We start from the raw sequence: 18,308 nt of genomic DNA, 5'->3' as shown, positions 1-18,308 counted from the left end.
ATGCCTAGTCGGCGCTGGCCTGAACCACGGAGAAGGCCGCCGCGAGCTCGGTGCGGGTGGCCAGGGCCAGGCGCTCGAAGGCCGGGCGAGCGCCCGCCGAGATCGGTGCTCCGCCCTCCTGCTGCGCAATGGTCGAGGGGTCGTGGTACTCGCCGTTGATCCGGAACTCGAAATGCAGGTGCGGACCCGTGGCCCAGCCGCTCGAACCGACGGCGCCCACGCTCTGGCCCTGGGTCAGGGTCTGGCCGGCCTTGACGTCGATGCGGCTGAGGTGCGCATAGGCCGTCTGCTGGTTGTTGCGGTGGTTCACGATCACGATGTTGCCGTAGCCGTTCTGCGTGCCCGCGAACTCCACCGTGCCATCGCCCACGACGCGCACGGTGGTGCCGGTGGGTGCCGCATAGTCGACGCCGTTGTGCTGGCGCCAGCTGTTGAGGATCGGATGCATGCGCATCGCGAAACCGCTCGACACGCGCGTGAACTCGACCGGCGAGCTCAGGTAGGCGCGGCGCAGGCTGTCGCCGTTGGGCCGGTAGTAGGCGCCCTTCTGGCCGGGTTCCTGGAACCACAAGGCCTGGTGGAGCTTGCCGTTGCTCTCGAACTCCGCGGATAGCACGCGGCCGCTGCGCAGGGTCTGGCCGTCGGCGTCGAAGGTCTCGTAGACGACGGCGAAACGGTCGCCCTTGCGCAGCGCGCGGAAGTCGACGTCGCCGGAGAAGATGTCGGCCAGCTGGCTGGCCACCGTATCGGGGATGCGCGCGTCGTCCGTCGCTGCGAACAGCGAACTGCGCACGATGCCGCTGGCCAGACGGGTGCCGGGGGTCAGGGCGTCGGTCTCGATCCGGGCTCGGAAGCTGCTGCCGACCTTCTCGACCACCAGGCGCTTGAAGCCGCCATCGGTGTCCGGCATCCAGCGGGCGCTGAGCTTTTGGAGGCTGTTGTCTTGCGCCGCCTCTGCCGTGATGGTGCGGCCGGCGCGGCCGAGCAGCGCCATGCGGGCCTCGGCGTTTCCACGCACGAAGGCAGCCGCGGCATCGTCGGCGATGCCCAGGCGCCGCAGCAGCGACTCGGCGGTGTCGCTCGAGCGCGTGATCTCGGTTCGGAAGAGGGTAAAGCCATGGGTGTCGAGCGCTTCCACCTGGTCGGCGAAGGCGAGCGGCTTGACCGCCTCGAACACCTGCTGGACGGGGAGCTCGGACGCATCAGGCCCAAGCGATGCGACGGCGAAGGCGCCACCGCCGGCCGACAGCAGCAGTGCGGCAATGGCCGCCGTGATCTGCCGTGGGTATTTCCGGAATGTATACGCCACCCGGGAAGCAAGCGCCTCCTCGGCGGCCAAAATGCCCTTGATCAAACTACGAATTCCAGCTCAGGTTCTGCAAATCCGCGCTGCAAGGGGCCGTGTCGGGACGGGCGGCAGGGCGGTGCGGGAAGCGCCGCTTAGAATCCGGCGCTTGAAAAAGTCGGGCTGAGTATAGCTTCTGACATACGAAAATCTGCCGCAATAATTCATGAAAACGGGTTTTGTTACATCCACAAGTCTGTCCGATGGTGTAGGACGAGCCCTCGAAATTTCGCTTCGTGGGACCGATGAGTTGTTGCCCCAGGACGAGTGGGTGAAGAAGCTCCAGCGCTCGGAGGCCACCGGCCAGCCGCTACGCATCAAGTTGGGCCTCGACCCGACTGCCCCGGACATCCATATCGGCCACACCGTGGTGCTCAACAAGATGCGCCAGCTGCAAGATCTGGGCCACACCGTGATCTTCCTGATCGGCGACTTCACCACGACCATCGGCGACCCTTCGGGCCGCAACAGCACCCGGCCGCCGCTCTCGCGCGAGCAGATCGAGGCCAACGCCCAGACCTACTACCGGCAGGCCAGCCTGGTGCTGGACCCAGCGAAGACGGAGATCCGTTACAACTCCGAGTGGAGCGACCCGCTCGGCGCGCGCGGCATGATCCAGTTGGCTGCCAAGTACACGGTGGCGCGGATGATGGAGCGCGACGACTTCAGCAAGCGCTTCAAGGCCGGCCAGTCGATCTCGGTGCACGAGTTCCTCTACCCGCTGATGCAGGGCTACGACTCGGTGGCGCTGAAGTCCGACCTCGAGCTCGGCGGCACCGACCAGAAGTTCAACCTGCTGGTCGGGCGCCATCTTCAGCAGGAGTACGGCCAGGAGCCGCAGTGCATTCTCACCATGCCGCTGCTGGAGGGGCTGGACGGCGTCGAGAAAATGTCGAAGAGCAAGAACAACTACATCGGCATCAGCGAAGACCCCAACACCATGTTCGCCAAGGTGCTGTCCATCTCGGACACGCTGATGTGGCGCTGGTACACGTTGCTGTCCTTCCGCTCGCTGGCCGAGATCGCCGCGCTGAAGGCCGAGATCGAGGCCGGACGCAACCCCAAGGACGCCAAGGTCGCGCTGGCCAAGGAGATCACCGCGCGCTTCCACAGCGCGGCCGCGGCAGAGGCGGCGGAGCAGGACTTCATCAACCGCAGCAAGGGCGGCGTGCCGGACGAGATCCCGGCGCTTTCGCTCTCGGGGGCACCGCTGGGCATTGCGCAGCTGCTCAAACAGGCAGGCCTGGCGGCGTCGACTTCCGAGGGCAACCGCCTGATCGACGGCGGCGGCGTGCGCGTGGATTCCGGCGTGGTGAGCGACAAGGGGCTCAAGCTGGATGCCGGCACCTACGTCGTGCAGGTCGGCAAGCGCAAGTTCGCCCGCGTGACGATCGGCTGAGCGGTCCTCAGCGGACCTCGATGGCCACGCGGCGGTTGCGGGGCTCGTCGACCTCGTCGGCGGTCGGAATGGCCGGGTCGCGCTCGCCGCGGCCCACCACCTCGATTCGGTGCGCCGGAAAGCCTCGCGCCAGGAACAGCTGCCTCACCTGTTCCGCGCGGCGCCGCGACAGCTCGTCGTTGCGGGCCGGGGGGCCGATCGTGTCGGTGTGCCCCGTCACCACGATCTCGCCGCCGCTGCGCGCCAGCGCCTCCTTGAGCGCCTCGTTCATCGCGATCTGCGACGAGGCGGTGAGGACCGCCCCGCCGATGTCGAAGTAAACCGCGTAGCTGAGCACCGGCGGTGGCAGCAGCTCGAAGAGCGCCGGATTCTCGCTGCGCAGCCGGGCCGGATCGACCCGGTCGACCACCGGAGCGCCCCGGGCCTTGGCCGTCGCGCGCTGGTAGGGCTCGGACAGCGTTCGCTCGTCGTCGTTGTTGGCGCGCACGACCACGGACGATGGCGTGCCGTCCGTCTGCGGCAGCAGCACCACGCGCGTGGTGGGTGGCGTGGAGCAGGCGGCCAGCAGCGCGGCCGACAGGGCGGTGGCGAGAAGGGCGAGGCGTCGGAGCAGCACCGTCACGGCGTGGCGTCCGCCTGCACGATGAAGTCCGTGCCCCGAATGCCGATGGTGGCGGTCTGGGTCTCGACGCGCACCGCATCGGGATGCGCCTTGCCGATCAGGCCGGTGACCATGCGCAGCGACCCGCGCAGCAGCGAGACCAGCAGGCCACCGTCGCGCGTGGTCGAGTCGAAGTGGAACTGCTTGAGATCGATCCGCGACGAGGGCCCCACCACCATCATGGTGCCGTCGCGCAGCACCAGGCTCGCGGCCGAGTCGGCCTCGGTCTGCAGGCGCTCGATGGGTGCGATGGGATCGCCGGCCTGCGCCGGGCGTGAGACGCCGTCGGCACCCAACAACAATACCTTGCCGCGTACCGACTTGAGGATGCCGGCATGCTCGGCGCCGATGGGCGACGCGGCCGTCGCGTCGGCGGCAGGGGCCGTCTGCGCCAGCGCACCGGCGCCGGACAGGAGGAGGCCACACAGCATCGTGGCAAGGCACTTGTCAGTCATTATTGGTTGCAGCAAAAGTCCTCGATCTGCCGGCGGATGGTACGCGACCGGGAGCCTGCCCGGGCGGCCCCGATAATCGGCCTCCTGCTGCGGCGCCCTGTCTGATTGCTCTTGTCGTCCCTGGTTCCTTCACCGTCGTCCTGGGCGCTGAGCCCGAAGCTGCTGCTGCGCATCTCGATCGCGGTCGCGCTGGCCACCATCCTGTTGAAGGGCGTGGCCGGCTGGCTCACCAATTCCATGGGCCTGATCTCGGACGCGATGGAGTCCTTCGTGAACCTGGCGAGCGCCATGTTCGCGCTCGCGATGGTCACGATCGCCGCGCGACCGGCCGACGCGGACCATCCCTACGGCCATCACAAGGCCGAGTACTTCTCCTCGGGCTTCGAGGGCATCCTCATCTTCGCCGCGGCCGCAGCCATCATGTGGGCGGCGGTCGTGCGGCTGCTCTCGCCCGAGCCGCTGCAGCAGCTGGGTTGGGGCCTGGCGCTCTCGGTGCTGAGCTCGGTGCTGAACGCGATGCTGGCGCTGGCACTGTTCCGCGCCGCGCGCATCCATCGTTCCATCGCGCTCGAGGCCGATGCGAAGCACCTGATGGCCGACGTCTGGACTTCGGCTGCGGTGGTGGTGGGCATCGTCGCGGTCTGGGTGACGGGCTGGTTGTGGCTCGATCCATTGCTCGCGATCGGCGTGGCGCTCAACATCGCGCGCGAGGGCGTGAAGCTGGTCTGGCGCTCGTCGCAGGGCCTGATGGACGAGGCGCTGGACCCCCAGTCGCAGGCCTTGCTCCACGCCGCCCTCGAGCATTTCGCCGCCAGCGTGCCCGAGGGCCGGGAACTGCGCTTCGACGACATCGTCACGCGCCGGGCCGGCCAGCGCCGCTTCGCCGACCTGCACATGCATGTGCCCGGCGACTGGACGCTGCAGCGCGCCGCCGGCTTGCGCGACGGCCTGGAGCAGACGCTGATGGATGCCGTGCCCGGGCTGCGCGTGACCATCCAGCTGCTGCCGCTGGGCATGGAGGCGCGCGCGACGCAGATCGAGGAGACGCCCTCGTGAAGGCGCTGCTCCAGCGGGTCGCCGAGGCGCGCGTGGATATCGCGGGGCAGACCGTCGGCGCCATCGGCCCCGGCCTGCTGGTGCTGCTGTGTGCGGAGCGCGGCGATGGCGAGGCGCAGGCGGACCGGATGCTGGCCAAGATCCTGAAGCTGCGCATCTTCTCCGACGAGGCCGGCAAGATGAACCGCAGCGTGCAGGACACGGCCGGCGGCCTGATGGTGGTGAGCCAGTTCACGCTCGCGGCCGATGCCAGCGGCGGCAACCGCCCCAGCTTCACCCAGGCCGCCCCGCCCGACGAAGGACGGCGGCTCTACGAGTACTTCGTCGCCCGGGCGCGCATCGCGCATCCCGAGGTCGCCACGGGCGAGTTCGGAGCGGACATGCAGGTCAGCCTGGTGAACGACGGGCCGGTCACCATCCCGCTGCAGATTCAATAAGGGTTCTTGATGCCCAGGCCCGCGAGGATCTCGATCTCGCGCGCCTCCATCGCCTCGGCGTCGGCCTCGCCGGTTTCGTGGTCCCAGCCCTGTGCGTGCAGCGTGCCGTGCACCAGCAGATGGGCGTAATGGGCGGCGAGGGTCTTGCGCTGCTCCTTCGCCTCGCGCGCGACCACCGGCGCGCACAGCACGAGGTCGGCCATCACCACCGGGCGCTGCGCATAGTCGAAGGTCAGCACGTTGGTCGCGTAGTCCTTGCCGCGAAACTCTCGGTTGAGCTGCTGGCCTTCCTCGGCATCGACGATGCGCACGGTGATCTCGCCGTCGGCCTCGAGCGCATGGCGAATCCAGCGCGCGACGCGGTGCCGCGGCAGCGCCGCGCGATGGCGGGCCACTTCGCGAAAGCGCGCGAACTGCAGCGAGAGCGACAAGTCGGCCAGCGCCATCAGCGAGCGCTCGCGCGTTTGCGCGCGCCGTCGTAGGCATCGATGATGCGGGCCACCAGCGGATGCCGCACCACGTCGGCACTCGTGAAATGCGTGATGGCGATGCCGTTGACCCGCTTGAGCACGCGTTCGGCATCGATCAGGCCGCTCAGCTGCTGCTTGGGCAGGTCGATCTGGCTCACGTCGCCGGTCACCACCGCCTTGGCGCCGAAGCCGATGCGCGTGAGAAACATCTTCATCTGCTCGGGGGTGGTGTTCTGCGCCTCGTCGAGGATGACGAAGGCGTTGTTGAGCGTGCGCCCGCGCATGAAAGCCAGCGGCGCGATCTCCAGCGTGTTGCGCTCGAAAGCCTTCTGCACGCGGTCGAAGCCCATCAGGTCGTAGAGCGCGTCGTACAGCGGGCGCAGGTAGGGGTCGACCTTCTGCGTCAGGTCGCCCGGCAGGAACCCCAGGCGCTCGCCGGCTTCCACGGCCGGGCGCGTGAGCACGATGCGCTGCACGGCGCTGCGCTCCAGCGCATCGACCGCGCTGGCCACGGCCAGGTAGGTCTTGCCGGTGCCGGCCGGGCCGATGCCCAGGGTGATGTCGTGCTCGGCGATGTTGTGCAGATAGACGCTCTGGTTGGGCGTGCGCGCGCGCAAGTCGGTACGGCGCGTGGCGAGCGTGATCGCGCCGTCCTCGGCTTCGCCCAGTGTGCTGTCGCCGGCCAGCGTGAGCTGCACCACGGCGGCGTCGATGGGGCGCTGGGCGAGCTCGTAGAGGGCCTGGAGCACCTCCATCGCGCGCTGCGCGTTCGCCTTGTGGCCTTCGATCTTGAACTGCTCGTGGCGGTGCGCGACCTTGACGTCCAGCGCTTCCTCGATGCGGCGCAGGTGCCCGTCCAGCGGCCCGCAGAGGTGGCTCAGGCGGGTGTTGTTGGGCGGGGCGAAGGTGTGTCGCAGAATCACGCGGATTTCATTTTCAAAAGCGAAAAGGGCACCCATGATAGGCAAACTCACCGGCATCCTGGCCGAGCGCAATCCGCCGCAGGTGGTGGTGGACTGCAACGGCGTCGGCTACGAGGTCGATGTGCCGATGAGCACCTTCTACAACCTGCCCTCGACGGGCGAGCGCGTCTCCCTGCTGACGCACTTCGTGGTGCGCGAGGACGCGCAGATCCTCTACGGCTTCGGCACCGCCGAGGAGCGTGCCACTTTCCGACAGCTGATCAAGATCTCCGGCGTGGGGCCGCGCACCGCGCTGGGCCTGCTGAGCGGCATGAGCGTGGGGGAGATCGCACAGGCCGTCACGTTGCAGGAAGCAGGCCGGTTGGTGAAGATCCCGGGCATCGGCAAGAAGACGGCCGAGCGCCTGTTGCTCGAGCTCAAGGGCAAGCTGGGCGCCGACATCGGCGCGCCCGCGCATGCCGCCACCGATGCGCAGGCCGACATCCTGCAGGCGCTGCTCGCGTTGGGCTACAGCGATCGCGAGGCGGCGGCGGCGCTCAAGGCGCTGCCGAAGGACGTGGCGGTGGGGGAGGGCATCAAGCTGGCGTTGAAGGCGTTGGCGAAGTAGAGGCTTATGCGCCGAGCAGCCTGCGCGCAAGTACCGCCTGCATATCTCTGCGGCCATCTGCAATCAAGTGAATGATGACCTGCTTGTTGATGACGCGGTAGATCACACGGTAAGGCTTGAACGAGGTCTGACGGTACTCCCTGATGCCCAGCGCAGCCAATTCTCTGGGGTGGCTGCCTCGTTCCGGGAAACGCGACAGTTTCTCTACGACTTCCATCAACCGACCCGGCACGCGGTCGGCGCTGGCAACGCAGTCGAACTGTGCGATGTAGTCATGGATCGACTCCAAGTCCTGCTCGGCGCCTTCGGTGAGCAGGACCTCGAATTGCGAGGGCCTCCCCGACATCAGTCGGTGGCTTGTTTTGCACGCAGCCGGGCCACGACCTCCGCCACCGGCTTGACCTTTCCGGCGGCCACTTCCCGGTTGCCCAGCGCCAGGATCTTCAGCAGGGCGAGTGTTTCCTGGGTTTCCTCGAATGAGGCGACGTCTTGCAGAACCGCCTTGGCTTCACCGTTCTGGGTGATGATCAGCGGCTCGCGCTGGTCGGCCAGGTGGGCGAGAACCTCGGCCGCATTGGCCTTGAGGTAGCTGATCGGCTTGACTTGAGATGAGAAGCGCATGGCGAAGCTCCGGGTGGGGGCAGACAGGACTGAATGCAGTCTTTTTTTGGTCCCCACTAGGGCACCCACCAGAACCGCAGCGCATGGAAGTAGATCGGCGCCGCAAAAATCACCGAGTCCAGCCGGTCCAGCATGCCGCCGTGGCCTTCGATCATGGTGCCCCAATCCTTGACGCCGCGGTCGCGCTTGATGGCCGACATCACCAGGCCGCCGAAGAAGCCCATCACGCAGATGGTGAGCGCCATCAGCGCCGCCTGCCATGGATTGAAGGGCGTGGCCCAGTAGAGCGCCGCGCCCAGCGCGGTGGCGCTGGCGACGCCGCCGACCAGGCCTTCCCAGGTCTTCGAGGGCGAGAGTTCGGGCGCCACCTTGCGCTTGCCGAAGAGCTTGCCCCACACATACTGCAGCACGTCGCTGCCCTGCACCACGATCACGAGGAAGGCGATCAACAGCAGGTTCCGGCCCTCGAAACCCGGAATCTGCAGCGTGAGCAGCGCCGGCACGTGGCTGATGCAGAACACGCAGACCATCAGCCCCCACTGCACCTTGGACGTGCGCTCCAGGAAGCGCTTGGTGTCGCCGCCCACGGCCGCGAGGATGGGCAGCACCAGGAAAGCGTAGACCGGGATGAAGATGGCGTAGAGGCCGTACCACTCGATCCAGATCAGGAAGTACTGCACCGGCAGCGCGACGAAGAAGGCCAGCGCGATCGCATGGTGGTCGCCGCGGCGCGTGTAGGCCAGGCTCATGAACTCGCGCAGGGCGTAGAAGGAGATCAGGTAGAAGAGCACGATCACCCCGCCCTTGCCGAGGGCGAAGGCCAAGCCGATCACGGCCACCATCACCCACCAGGCGTTCACGCGCGCGTTGAGGTTGTCGATCACCGAATGGGGCCGGCCCTGTGCGACGCGCCACTTGAGCAGCGCGCCGATGGCCGAGGCGAGGATCAGGACGCCGGCGACGCCGCCGAACAGCATCCAGGTGGCGTGGGTGGAAGCGGTCACGGTCATGGCGATCGATCAGTGTTCATCACGGTCGTATTCGGGCCGCAGGTCCAGCATCGCGGCCCTTGCCCGGGCGATGAACGCGGCCTTGTCCTCGCCCTCGGCCAGCGCGATCGGCGTGCCATAGCGCACCGTGCAGGCCAGCGGCACCGGCACCAGCATGCCCTTGGGCAGCACGCGCTTGAGGTTCTCGATCCACACCGGCACCAGCCGCACTTGCGGGCAGGCCCGCGCGAGGTGGTAGAGGCCGCTCTTCAGCGGCAGCAGCACGTCTTCGCCGATGTTGCGGGTGCCCTCGGGGAACATGATCAGCGAGTCGCCGGCCTGCAGCGCCTCGGTCATCTGGTCGACGGGGTTGAGGGCCGCCTCGCTGCCGGGCGCGGCGCTGCCGTCGCGCCGGATCATCAGCGCGTTGAACACGTCCCGTCCGATGAAGCGGCGCAGCGCCGAGGCCTCCCAGTAGTCCTGTCCGGCCACCGGGCGCGTGAGCGCGCGCAGGTCCGGCGGCAGCGTGGCCCACAGCAGCACGAAGTCGCCGTGGCTGGTGTGATTGGCGAAGTAGAGGGTCTGCTCGGCCTTGGGGCCGGTGCCGCTCCAGATGGCGCGCACGCCGGTCAGCAGCTTGGCGAACAGCACGATCAGCCAGGCCGAGACGACGGCGGCCGCCTGGCGCGGCAGGCCGGGGGCGGGGGAACTCATGAGCGGGGCTCCTTGCGATCCATGGCTCAGCGCGAATCCTGCATCGCGAGCGCCATGGCGAAGATGACGGTTTGCGCGATCACGGCGATGCCGTGGCGTTGCATGAGTTGGCGGGCGCCGAGCACGCGGTCCGACAGGGGCCGCGTGCCGTCGGCGCGGCGGCGCAGGCCGAGCGTCGCGAGTGCGCGGTCCATGGCGGAGCCCGAAGCGATCGTGCTGCGGGCCAGCCCGTCGAACAGCGCCGCGTCGAGCCGCACGCGCATTGCCAGGTAGCGCTCGGGCAGGCCGATCAGCGCGACGACAGCGAAGGCGGCCCAGGTGACCGAAGGCAGGGAGCGCCCGGTCAGCGCCAGCACCAGCCCCGAAACGAGGGAAAGCGCAAGGCCCCACAGGGCCAGCGCGCTGCCGGCCCGGAGCAGGCCGGCGGTGGCGGCGCACAGGGCGCGGTCGTCGTCATTCATGGCGTACCTTCCCGGAAGTCAGCTGGTCCAGCAGGGCGAGCCAGCCTGCGCGCAGCACGATCTGCGGCCGCGCCTGGCGGACTGCCGCATGCGCCGTGGCCAGGGTGCCGGCAGCGCCATGCAGGCCCAGCCAGGCGACCACCGAGGCCGCGCTGCGCGAGAAGCCCAGCGCGCAGCAGACCCAGACGGGCTGGCCGGTGGCGCGCAGCCCCTCGATCACCACGGCCGCGCGTCGCAGCTGGGCGGCGGCCGGCAGCGCGAGGTCCAGCATCGGCACGCAGCGGGCGCCGGGTACGGGCGGCAACTGCAGCTCGGCGCACAGGCCGAGCAGCCGGGGGCGGCCCGCTGCTTCCCATTCGGCCGGGCTGGGGCGCCGGCCCAGCCGCAGGCCGGGCGCAACCTCCACCGAGGCCGGCAGGCCGCGCGTCCAGAGCCGGGCGCTGAGGGTGGCGCCGAGGCGATAGGGCGCGAACAGCCAGCGCGCGCTCCAGTGCATGCGGCCATGGCGATCCATCCGGAAGCCGCGGGGGCCGAACCCCGCGTAATTGAGCGCCACCAGCGCCAGTGCCGCTGCCGGCCAGGCCAGCCACAGCGCCAGGCCCCGGAGGCTCAACGCGACGGTGAGGAAGAGCAGGGCCCCGGCGGCATAGCAGCCCGCCAGCTTCCAGCGCTGCGGATCGCGCGCGAGCCGCCACGCGCGCGGCAGCGCCACGACACGCTCCAGCGGCCAGAGCCACACGCAGACGAGTCCCAGCAGCGCGCCGGTCGGGATGTCGATGAAGTGGTGCTGCCAGGTGCTGAGCACCGAGGCGCAGATCGCGAAGGCCCAGAGGTGCAGCACGATGCGCGCCCACGTCGCATGGATCAGGCGCCGGTAGACGTCCCAGAGGATCACGGCCAGCGCGATGTGCAGCGAGGGCGCCTGGTTGAAAGGCTGGTCGAAACCGCGCAGCGCGTCGAACAGGAAGGCCGGCGCACCCTCGACGGCGGGCTGGCCGAAGCTGAAGCGCAGCGGCCAGAGGACGAAGCAGGCGACCGCCACCGCCTGCGCCGTCAGCAGCCGCGCCGCGTGGCGGTCGAGCACATGGCGGTCGCGCGCCAGGAAAAGCGAGAGCGCATAGAAGGCGTTGATGGTCCAGTACGGGAAGATGGTCCAGGGCCAGAAGGGCAGGCTGCGTTCCCACTCGAAGACCAGCACCGGCACCTGGGCGCGGGTCGAGGCCCACCAGTTCGCGAAGCCGTAGCTGGCGTAGAAGAGCGGGCCCAGCAGCGCCAGCCAGGCGGCGGCGCGCTTCCACGGGCGCGGTCGCCTTGTCATGGTCCCGTGCGCACCGCGAGCGAGACGGTGAAGATCCCCCACTCGTCGATGCGCTGGTCGATCTTGCGAAAGCCCGCTGCTTCGACCAGCTGGTCCATCTCGGCCTGCGTGCGCCGGCGCATCACCCAGGCCTGGCCCTGGCGGTGGCTGGTCAGGGCCCGTGCAATCATCTCCAGCTGCGGATGCCAGGGCTGGCCGGTGTAGACCAGGTAGCCGCGGTCCTCGACCGCGTCGCCCACGCCGGCCAGCGAGCGGCTCACCATCTCGTTGTCGGGGAAGAGCTCGTACAGCCCAGAAACCACCGCGAGCGTCGGCCGCGGCGTCACGCTCGCCAGGCTCACGCGGTCGAAGGCATCGGCCTGCACGAACTGCGCGCTGCCCTGCAGCTCCTTCTCGGCGATCAGCGCACGGCCGTCGCGCACGTTGATGTCGCTGTAGTCGCGCAGCAGGATCGAGCTTGCCTTGACCGGACTGCCCAGAACCGCGTCGAGCACGTAGCGGCCATGGCCGGCGGCGATGTCCATCAGGCGCACTTCGCGGTGCTGATCGGCCAGCAGCTCCATGGCCTTGCGCAGCAGTTCCTCGACGTGCAGCTTGCGCTGGCGGATGCCGCGCCAGCCGATGGAATCGAGGTAGGTCCGGTCGATCATCCGGCCCAGGGGGCCGGCGCCTTGCGCCTGGTTGCGATAGACGTAGTCCAGCGTGCTGCCCGAATCGAAGCCCGTTTCGTGGCCCAGCCGGACGCCGCGCGACAGCAGGCCGCCGAAGCGCAGGCTCGCGCGCGTGAGTCCCCAGTACGCGCCGCGCGGGGACAGCGCGGGCAGCGGCTCGGCCAGCGCGCGCGACTCGTCGGCGGTCGCGCCGCTCAGATGGGCGCCGCGCAGGTCCACCGGCGCCGGCGCCTGCTCGAACAGTTCCAGCACGAAGTCGCGGATCGCCTTCACGGCCGGGCCACGGTCCTTCTCGCCCAGCGTGTCGTGGAAGAAGCCGGGCAACTCCAGCTTGCGCTTGACCGCGCTGCCGAGCCGCTCGAAGAAATCGTGCTGGGGCTGCTGGTGCACCACCCAGTCGGCCCCGGAGATCAGCAGCTGTGTCGGCAGCGTGATGGCGTGGGCATCCGCCACCACGCGCTCCGCGGCTTCGTAGAGGCCCAGCAGGATGTTGACGGCGATCGGCCGCGAGATCAGCGGGTCGCTCTCGTAGCCGGCAATGCGCGCGGGGTCGTGCGTGAGGAACTTCGCCTTCACGTAGCTGTTGACGAAGAAGAGGCCGCGCAGCTTGTGCATGAGCGCGAGCCCGGGGCGCGCGAACGGAACATAGAGCTTGACCCGGAAGGCCGGCGAGGCGAGGGTGAGCCCGCGCACCTTGGGCGCGTAGTCGTGGGCCCAGGTCGCGACCAGCACTGCGCCCACGCTCTGTGCGATGACGTGGATGTCTTCCGGCGGCACGCCGTGCGCGCTGCCGATGTGCTCGATGAAGGTCTGCACGTCGCGCACCGACGTCGCGAAGCTGGGGCTGAAGCCGCGCTGCCCCGGCGAGCGGCCGTGGCCGCGCGCATCCCAGGCGAAGAAGTCGAAGCCGGGCAGGCCCAGCTCGTCCACCAGGTGGGCCATGCGCGCGCCGTGCTCGTGGCCGCGGTGGAACAGCACCACGGCGCCGCGCCGCGCGCCGCCGGTCGCGGGCCAGTGCCGGTAGAACAGCGAGACGCCGTCGTGTGTCTGGAATTGGTGTTCTTGTGGCACGCGGGGGGTGTCGCTCATGATGGGTTCGGGTCTCCTCGGCTGTGCGATGCGGCGCCGGCCTCGGCCAGCGCGCGCCGGATGCGATTGACGATCGTCCATGCCACCAGCACGGCCAGCAGTGGCATCAGCCCGGCGCTCCAGGCCGGCAACGGCCCGCCGAGCGCGACATACAGGCCCAGCGCGCCGAACACGAAGGCGCGGTCGCTCTTGCCGAGCGGGCCGTCGTAGCGGCGCGAGGCGCCCACCGTCGGACCCAGTGCCCCGGTGAACTCGGACAGGCCTGCCAGCACGATCACGGCGCCGACCCAGAAAGGGCTGAAGGGCGCGACCAGCGCGAAGGGCAGGTAGAGCGCCGCGTCCGAGAGCACGTCGGTCAGCTCGTTGAGAAAGGCGCCGAGCGCGCTTTGCTGGCCGTGCTCTCGCGCCAGCATGCCGTCGATGGCGTTGAAGGCCATGCGCAGGAACATCCACAGCGGGATCAGCGCGAAGGCGGCCGCGGAAGGTGCGGCGAAGAAGAGCCCGAGGCCGAGCGCGACCGAGATCACGCAAGCCGCGACCGTGACCTGGTTGGCCGTCACGCCCATGGCATGCAGGCGCCGGACCAGCGGGCGCAGCAGGGCCTGGAATCGCGGCTTCAGCTCGTAGATGGACACGCTCACTCTCCTCGGTGGCGCATTCTGCCGCAGGGGCGCGCGGCCCAAGCCCTGCGCCGACCCACGGCCTGCCGTTCGGCCGACTAAACTGTCCGTCCAGCCTACGCCATGACCATCCAGACCGACGACTTCGCCCCGGCCCCGCAACGCGTGGTCTCCGCCGCACCGGCCTCGCCCAACGAAGAGGCGATCGAGCGGGCCCTGCGCCCCAAGCTGCTCGACGAATACGTGGGACAGGCCAAGGTGCGCGAGCAACTGGAGATCTTCATCGGCGCGGCACGGCACCGCGCCGAGGCGCTCGATCACGTGCTGCTCTTCGGCCCGCCTGGCCTGGGCAAGACCACGCTGTCGCACATCATCGCGCACGAGCTGGGCGTCAACCTGCGCCAGACCTCGGGCCCGGTGCTCGAGAAGCCGAAGGACCTGGCCGCGCTCCTGACCAACCTGGAGCGCAACGACGTGCTCTTCATCGACGAGATCCACCGCCTCTCGCCCGTGGTGGAGGAAATCCTCTACCCCGCGCTGGAGGACTACCAGATCGACATCATGATCGGCGAGGGCCCGGCCGCGCGCAGCATCAAGCTGGACCTGCAGCCCTTCACCCTGGTCGGCGCCACCACGCGCGCCGGCATGCTGACCAATCCGCTGCGCGACCGCTTCGGCATCGTGGCGCGGCTGGAGTTCTACACGGCCGAGGAGCTGGCGCGCATCGTGCGCCGCAGCGCCGGCCTGCTCGCCGTGCCGACCGACGACGCCGGCGGCCTGGAGATCGCGCGCCGTTCGCGCGGCACGCCGCGCATCGCCAACCGCCTGCTGCGCCGGGTGCGCGACTACGCGCAGGTCAAGGGCGACGGCCGCATCACCGAGGCGCTGGCGCACAAGGCGCTGGCCATGCTGGACGTCGATCCGCAGGGCTTCGACCTGATGGACCGCAAGCTGCTGGAGGCCGTGATCCACCGCTTCGACGGCGGCCCGGTCGGCCTGGACAACATCGCGGCCAGCATCGGCGAGGAGCCGGGCACCATCGAGGACGTGATCGAGCCTTACCTGATCCAGCAGGGCTACCTGCAGCGCACGCCGCGCGGGCGCATCGCCACCCTGGCCGCCTACCGGCACCTGGGCGTCGCCGCGCCGCAGCGCGACGGCGACATGTTCGGCCACTGAGGGGCTTCCTCATGCACACCCGTGACCTCAGCGGCTGGCAGCACGAGCACCGCTTCCAGAAAGACAACCGGGCGGCCGAGCGCAGCACGCGGCTGGTGATGTGGATCACCGCGGCCGCGATGGTGCTGGAGATCGGCGCCGGCTGGTGGTTCAACTCGATGGCGCTCTTGGCCGACGGCTGGCACATGAGCTCGCACGCGGTGGCCATCGGGCTCAGCGCCTTTGCCTACGCGGCGTCGCGGCACTATGCCGGCGACCGGCGCTTCGCCTTCGGCACCTGGAAGATCGAGGTGCTGGGCGGGTTCGCGAGCGCGCTGTTCCTGCTCGGCGTGGCGGCGCTGATGGTGGTGGGCTCGCTCGAGCGGCTGTGGTCGCCGGCGCCGATCCACTACCAGGAGGCGATCGTGGTGGCGGTGGCCGGTCTGGCGGTCAACCTGCTTTGCGCCTGGCTGCTCGGCAGGACGCATCACCAGCACGGGCAGGGCCATGACCACGGCCACCATCACCACGCGCACGCGCACGCGCACGGCCATGGCCACGACCTGAACTTGCGCTCCGCCTACCTGCATGTCGTGGCCGATGCCGCCACCTCGGTGCTCGCCATCCTGGCGTTGGCCGGCGGTTGGCTCTATGGCTGGGGCTGGCTCGACCCGCTGATGGGCATCGTCGGCGCGGTGCTGGTCGCGAGCTGGGCGCGTGGCCTCCTGGTCGACACCGGCAAGGTGCTGCTCGACCGCGAGATGGACCATCCGGTGGTCCAGGAGATCCGCGAGGGCGTGGAGCAGGGCCTGGCGGATTCGCAGACTCGCATCGCCGACCTGCACGTGTGGCGTGTCGGCCAGGGCGCTTACGCGTGCGCGATCGCCGTTGTCACGCATTCGTCGACGCTGACGCCCGACGAGGTGCGGGCCACCTTCGCGATGCACGAGGAAATCCGGCACTCGACCATCGAGATCCACCGCTGTCACGCAAGCGCGTGACGCCGGGCCGCAACGTTCGCGGCCCTGTCACCGAAGCTTCACTGCGCCGCCATGGCGCCGTCATCCGCCCTGGCGACGATGACCCCCATGCAACGCGATGACGCCTTTCTCCGTGCATGGCGCGACACGGCCGGTGCCTCCCCCGGCCTGGAGGAGGACGACCTCACCCGTCCGCCCCAGCGCTATCGGACCCTCTGGATCTCCGACCTGCACCTGGGCACGCCCGGCTGCCAGGCCAAGGCGCTGCTCGACTTCCTGAAGCACACCGAGTGCCAGACGCTGTTCCTGGTCGGCGACATCATCGACGGCTGGCAGCTGCGACGCCATTGGTTCTGGCCGCAGGCGCACAACGACGTCATCCAGAAGCTGCTGCGCAAGGCGCGAAAGGGAACGCGCGTGATCTTCATCCCGGGCAACCACGACGAGTTCGCCCGCAAGTACCTGCACCACAACTTCGGCGGCATCGACGTGGCCGATGAATGGATTCACGAGACCGCCGATGGCCGCAAGCTCTGGGTCATGCACGGCGACCTCTTCGATGGGGTCATCCAGTGCGCCAAGTGGCTGGCCTATGTGGGCGATTCGCTCTACGAGTTCACGCTCAAGCTCAACCGCCACCTCAATTCGCTGCGCGCGCGCATGGGATTGCCCTACTGGTCGCTGTCGAAGTACCTGAAGCTGAAGGTCAAGCGGGCGGTCAGCTACGTGGGCGATTTCGAGGGCGCGGTGGCGCGCGAAGCACGCAAGCGGGGGATGCAGGGCGTGGTCTGTGGCCATATCCACCATGCCGAGCTGCGCGACATCGACGGCATCCTCTACGCCAACGACGGCGACTGGGTCGAGAGCCTCACGGCATTGGCCGAACATGCCGACGGATCGCTCGAGATCCTGCACTGGGCCGAGCACATGCCGGCCACGACGCGGGCCGGCCGCGCAGCTTCGCGGCACCAGCCGGCGCACGCGTGAGCGCCGCCCGGCCGCCCGAAGGCGCTCGCCCCCTCCTTCGCGAGGGGGTGGGCGCAGCACACCCCATGACCAGCCCGGGGGAGGTCATCCAATGACGCGGGCGCCGTCGCCGAAGCCGGCCTCCGCGGCCCACCGAACCGTCGACCTCGTGTACTTCAACGCCGGCGGCGGGCACCGCGCCTCTGCACTGGCGCTCGAGGCGGCGATCCACCGCGCGGGCCTGCCGTGGACCGTGCGGCTGGTCAACCTGCGCGAGGTGCTCGATCCGAACGACGGCTTTCGCAAGCTGACGGGCATGGACCCGGAGGACGTCTACAACAAGCGGCTCGCCCGCGGCTGGACGCTGGGGCTGACGCACGAGCTCAAGCTCCTGCAGGCGGTGATCCGCTGGGCCAAGCCGAAGCTGGTGCGCCCCCTGCAGCAGCACTGGCTGGCGACCGAGCCCGACATGGTCGTGTCGCTGATCCCCAACTTCAATCGCTCGCTGTGCGAGTCGGTCGCCGCCGCGCTGCCGGGCGTGCCCTATGTGACGGTGCTCACTGACTTGGCCGACCATCCGCCCCATTTCTGGATCGAGAAGGGACAGGACCAGTACTTCGTGTGCGGCTCGGCCAGGGCCGTGCAGCAGGCGCGTGCGGCGGGGTATGCGCAAGACCGCATCCATCAGACCTCCGGGATGATGATCCGCTCGGCCTTCTACGAGACCCGGCCGATCGACCGCGCCGAGGAGCGCCGCCGCCTGGGGCTCGACCCGGACCGCCCGACCGGCCTGGTGTTGTTCGGCGGGCAGGGCTCCAGGGCCATGATCGGCATTGCCAAGCGTCTGCCCGACATGCAGCTGATCCTGGCCTGCGGCCACAACGAATCGTTGGCCAAGGCCCTGCGTGCGCTACCGGCTCGAGCGCCGCGGGCGGTACTGGGCTTCACGCAGGACGTCGCGCACTACATGCAGCTGTCCGATTTCTTCATCGGCAAGCCTGGGCCCGGCAGCGTCAGCGAAGCGGTGCAGCTGCACCTGCCGGTGATCGTGGTGTGCAACAGCTGGACCCTGCCTCAGGAGCGCTACAACGCCCAGTGGGTGCGCGAGCAGGGCGTGGGGCTGGTGCGCTCGAGCTATGCCAAGGTGCCCGGCGCCGTGGAGGAACTGGTGCGCGATCTGGACCGTTATCGCGCCGCCACGCACAAGGTGCACAACCGTGCGGTGTTCGAGATGCCGGGCATCCTGCAGGGCATCCTGGCGCAGGCCGAGGCGCGGGTGACAGGGGAGGTGCAGATCGCGGAATTGATTCAAGCTGAAAAGTAGTACTTGCTTCTAGTCTTTATTCAAAAAAGGAGAACTTAGGTTTA

At 69.1% G+C, this 18,308-nt stretch carries 21 protein-coding genes; 8 read left to right on the top strand and 13 right to left on the bottom strand.

Annotation, left to right across the window (positions count from 1 at the left end; genetic code table 11):
* Positions 1–4: 4 nt before the first annotated feature.
* Positions 5–1,354: a peptidoglycan DD-metalloendopeptidase family protein gene (locus tag AC3A6Y_RS28070; RefSeq protein ID WP_487871517.1), complete on the bottom strand. Its 1,350-nt coding sequence runs from the start codon at positions 1,352–1,354 to the stop codon at positions 5–7.
* A gap of 157 nt (positions 1,355–1,511) precedes the next feature.
* On the opposite strand from AC3A6Y_RS28070, the gene tyrS reads away from it, so the two are divergent.
* Positions 1,512–2,744, top strand: a complete 1,233-nt coding sequence (tyrS, locus tag AC3A6Y_RS28065; protein WP_487871516.1) for a tyrosine--tRNA ligase — start codon at positions 1,512–1,514, stop codon at positions 2,742–2,744.
* Between the two features lie 7 nt (positions 2,745–2,751).
* Here tyrS and AC3A6Y_RS28060 read toward each other — a convergent pair whose 3' ends face one another.
* Positions 2,752–3,366 carry an OmpA family protein gene (locus tag AC3A6Y_RS28060; RefSeq protein WP_487871515.1) on the bottom strand — a complete coding sequence of 205 codons (615 nt, stop codon included), beginning with the start codon at positions 3,364–3,366 and terminating at the stop codon, positions 2,752–2,754.
* Positions 3,363–3,860: a FecR family protein gene (locus AC3A6Y_RS28055; protein ID WP_487871514.1), complete on the bottom strand. Its 498-nt coding sequence runs from the start codon at positions 3,858–3,860 to the stop codon at positions 3,363–3,365. Before AC3A6Y_RS28055 ends, AC3A6Y_RS28060 begins: the two co-directional genes overlap by 4 nt.
* 111 nt (positions 3,861–3,971) lie before the next feature.
* Here AC3A6Y_RS28055 and AC3A6Y_RS28050 point away from each other — a divergent pair, with 111 nt between their 5' ends.
* Positions 3,972–4,916, top strand: coding sequence for a cation diffusion facilitator family transporter (locus AC3A6Y_RS28050; protein WP_487871513.1), 945 nt, complete (start codon positions 3,972–3,974; stop codon positions 4,914–4,916).
* A complete protein-coding gene (dtd, locus tag AC3A6Y_RS28045) occupies positions 4,913–5,353 on the top strand; it encodes a D-aminoacyl-tRNA deacylase (RefSeq protein WP_487871512.1) in 441 nt (146 codons plus the stop codon). Before AC3A6Y_RS28050 ends, dtd begins: the two co-directional genes overlap by 4 nt.
* On the opposite strand, the gene ybeY is transcribed toward dtd, so the two are convergent.
* Entirely contained in the window at positions 5,347–5,799 is a 453-nt protein-coding gene (gene ybeY / locus AC3A6Y_RS28040; RefSeq protein ID WP_106557728.1) for an rRNA maturation RNase YbeY, read from the bottom strand. The two genes, dtd and ybeY, sit on opposite strands and share 7 nt — an antisense overlap.
* Entirely contained in the window at positions 5,799–6,746 is a 948-nt protein-coding gene (locus AC3A6Y_RS28035) for a PhoH family protein (RefSeq protein WP_487871511.1), read from the bottom strand. Before AC3A6Y_RS28035 ends, ybeY begins: the two co-directional genes overlap by 1 nt.
* Positions 6,747–6,780: 34 nt before the next feature.
* Here AC3A6Y_RS28035 and ruvA point away from each other — a divergent pair, with 34 nt between their 5' ends.
* Entirely contained in the window at positions 6,781–7,353 is a 573-nt protein-coding gene (ruvA, locus tag AC3A6Y_RS28030) for a Holliday junction branch migration protein RuvA (protein ID WP_487871510.1), read from the top strand.
* Positions 7,354–7,357: 4 nt separating this feature from the next.
* Here the strand turns inward: ruvA and AC3A6Y_RS28025 are convergent, their stop codons facing one another.
* Genes AC3A6Y_RS28025 through AC3A6Y_RS27990 form a run of 8 tightly spaced genes read right to left on the bottom strand, consistent with a single transcriptional unit; the run spans position 7,358 to position 13,851 of the window.
* Positions 7,358–7,699 (bottom strand): type II toxin-antitoxin system RelE/ParE family toxin, encoded by a 342-nt coding sequence (locus tag AC3A6Y_RS28025; RefSeq protein WP_487871509.1) that lies wholly within the window; start codon positions 7,697–7,699, stop codon positions 7,358–7,360.
* Positions 7,699–7,974, bottom strand: coding sequence for a type II toxin-antitoxin system Phd/YefM family antitoxin (locus tag AC3A6Y_RS28020; protein WP_487871508.1), 276 nt, complete (start codon positions 7,972–7,974; stop codon positions 7,699–7,701). The genes AC3A6Y_RS28025 and AC3A6Y_RS28020 overlap by 1 nt, the downstream gene beginning before the upstream one ends.
* A 56-nt stretch (positions 7,975–8,030) precedes the next feature.
* A complete protein-coding gene (locus tag AC3A6Y_RS28015; protein WP_487871507.1) occupies positions 8,031–8,984 on the bottom strand; it encodes a phosphatidate cytidylyltransferase in 954 nt (317 codons plus the stop codon).
* A 9-nt stretch (positions 8,985–8,993) separates the two neighbouring features.
* Positions 8,994–9,677, bottom strand: a complete 684-nt coding sequence (locus AC3A6Y_RS28010) for a lysophospholipid acyltransferase family protein (protein WP_487871506.1) — start codon at positions 9,675–9,677, stop codon at positions 8,994–8,996.
* Positions 9,678–9,703: 26 nt separating this feature from the next.
* Positions 9,704–10,138 (bottom strand): hypothetical protein, encoded by a 435-nt coding sequence (locus AC3A6Y_RS28005; RefSeq protein ID WP_487871505.1) that lies wholly within the window; start codon positions 10,136–10,138, stop codon positions 9,704–9,706.
* Complete coding sequence (locus AC3A6Y_RS28000) at positions 10,131–11,456, bottom strand: phosphatase PAP2/dual specificity phosphatase family protein (protein WP_487871504.1); 1,326 nt, start codon at positions 11,454–11,456, stop codon at positions 10,131–10,133. The genes AC3A6Y_RS28005 and AC3A6Y_RS28000 overlap by 8 nt, the downstream gene beginning before the upstream one ends.
* Positions 11,453–13,216 (bottom strand): bifunctional alpha/beta hydrolase/class I SAM-dependent methyltransferase, encoded by a 1,764-nt coding sequence (locus AC3A6Y_RS27995; RefSeq protein WP_487871503.1) that lies wholly within the window; start codon positions 13,214–13,216, stop codon positions 11,453–11,455. The genes AC3A6Y_RS28000 and AC3A6Y_RS27995 overlap by 4 nt, the downstream gene beginning before the upstream one ends.
* The gene (locus tag AC3A6Y_RS27990) at positions 13,213–13,851 is read right to left on the bottom strand and encodes a CDP-alcohol phosphatidyltransferase family protein (RefSeq protein WP_487871502.1); all 639 of its coding nucleotides are present in this window, start codon (positions 13,849–13,851) and stop codon (positions 13,213–13,215) included. Before AC3A6Y_RS27990 ends, AC3A6Y_RS27995 begins: the two co-directional genes overlap by 4 nt.
* A 108-nt stretch (positions 13,852–13,959) precedes the next feature.
* On the opposite strand from AC3A6Y_RS27990, the gene ruvB reads away from it, so the two are divergent.
* The 4 genes from ruvB (at position 13,960) to AC3A6Y_RS27970 (ending at position 18,264) form a co-directional block, all read left to right on the top strand.
* Positions 13,960–15,015: a Holliday junction branch migration DNA helicase RuvB gene (ruvB, locus tag AC3A6Y_RS27985; RefSeq protein WP_487871501.1), complete on the top strand. Its 1,056-nt coding sequence runs from the start codon at positions 13,960–13,962 to the stop codon at positions 15,013–15,015.
* A gap of 11 nt (positions 15,016–15,026) precedes the next feature.
* Positions 15,027–15,995: a CDF family Co(II)/Ni(II) efflux transporter DmeF gene (gene dmeF, locus AC3A6Y_RS27980; protein WP_487871500.1), complete on the top strand. Its 969-nt coding sequence runs from the start codon at positions 15,027–15,029 to the stop codon at positions 15,993–15,995.
* Between the two features lie 87 nt (positions 15,996–16,082).
* Entirely contained in the window at positions 16,083–16,961 is an 879-nt protein-coding gene (locus tag AC3A6Y_RS27975) for a UDP-2,3-diacylglucosamine diphosphatase (RefSeq protein ID WP_487871499.1), read from the top strand.
* 91 nt (positions 16,962–17,052) lie between these two features.
* Positions 17,053–18,264, top strand: a complete 1,212-nt coding sequence (locus AC3A6Y_RS27970; RefSeq protein ID WP_487871498.1) for a glycosyltransferase — start codon at positions 17,053–17,055, stop codon at positions 18,262–18,264.
* Positions 18,265–18,308 lie beyond the last annotated feature (44 nt).

The organism is Variovorax sp. Soil_C_17 (assembly GCF_057657265.1).
This window is presented reverse-complemented; position numbering and strand designations above follow the sequence as displayed.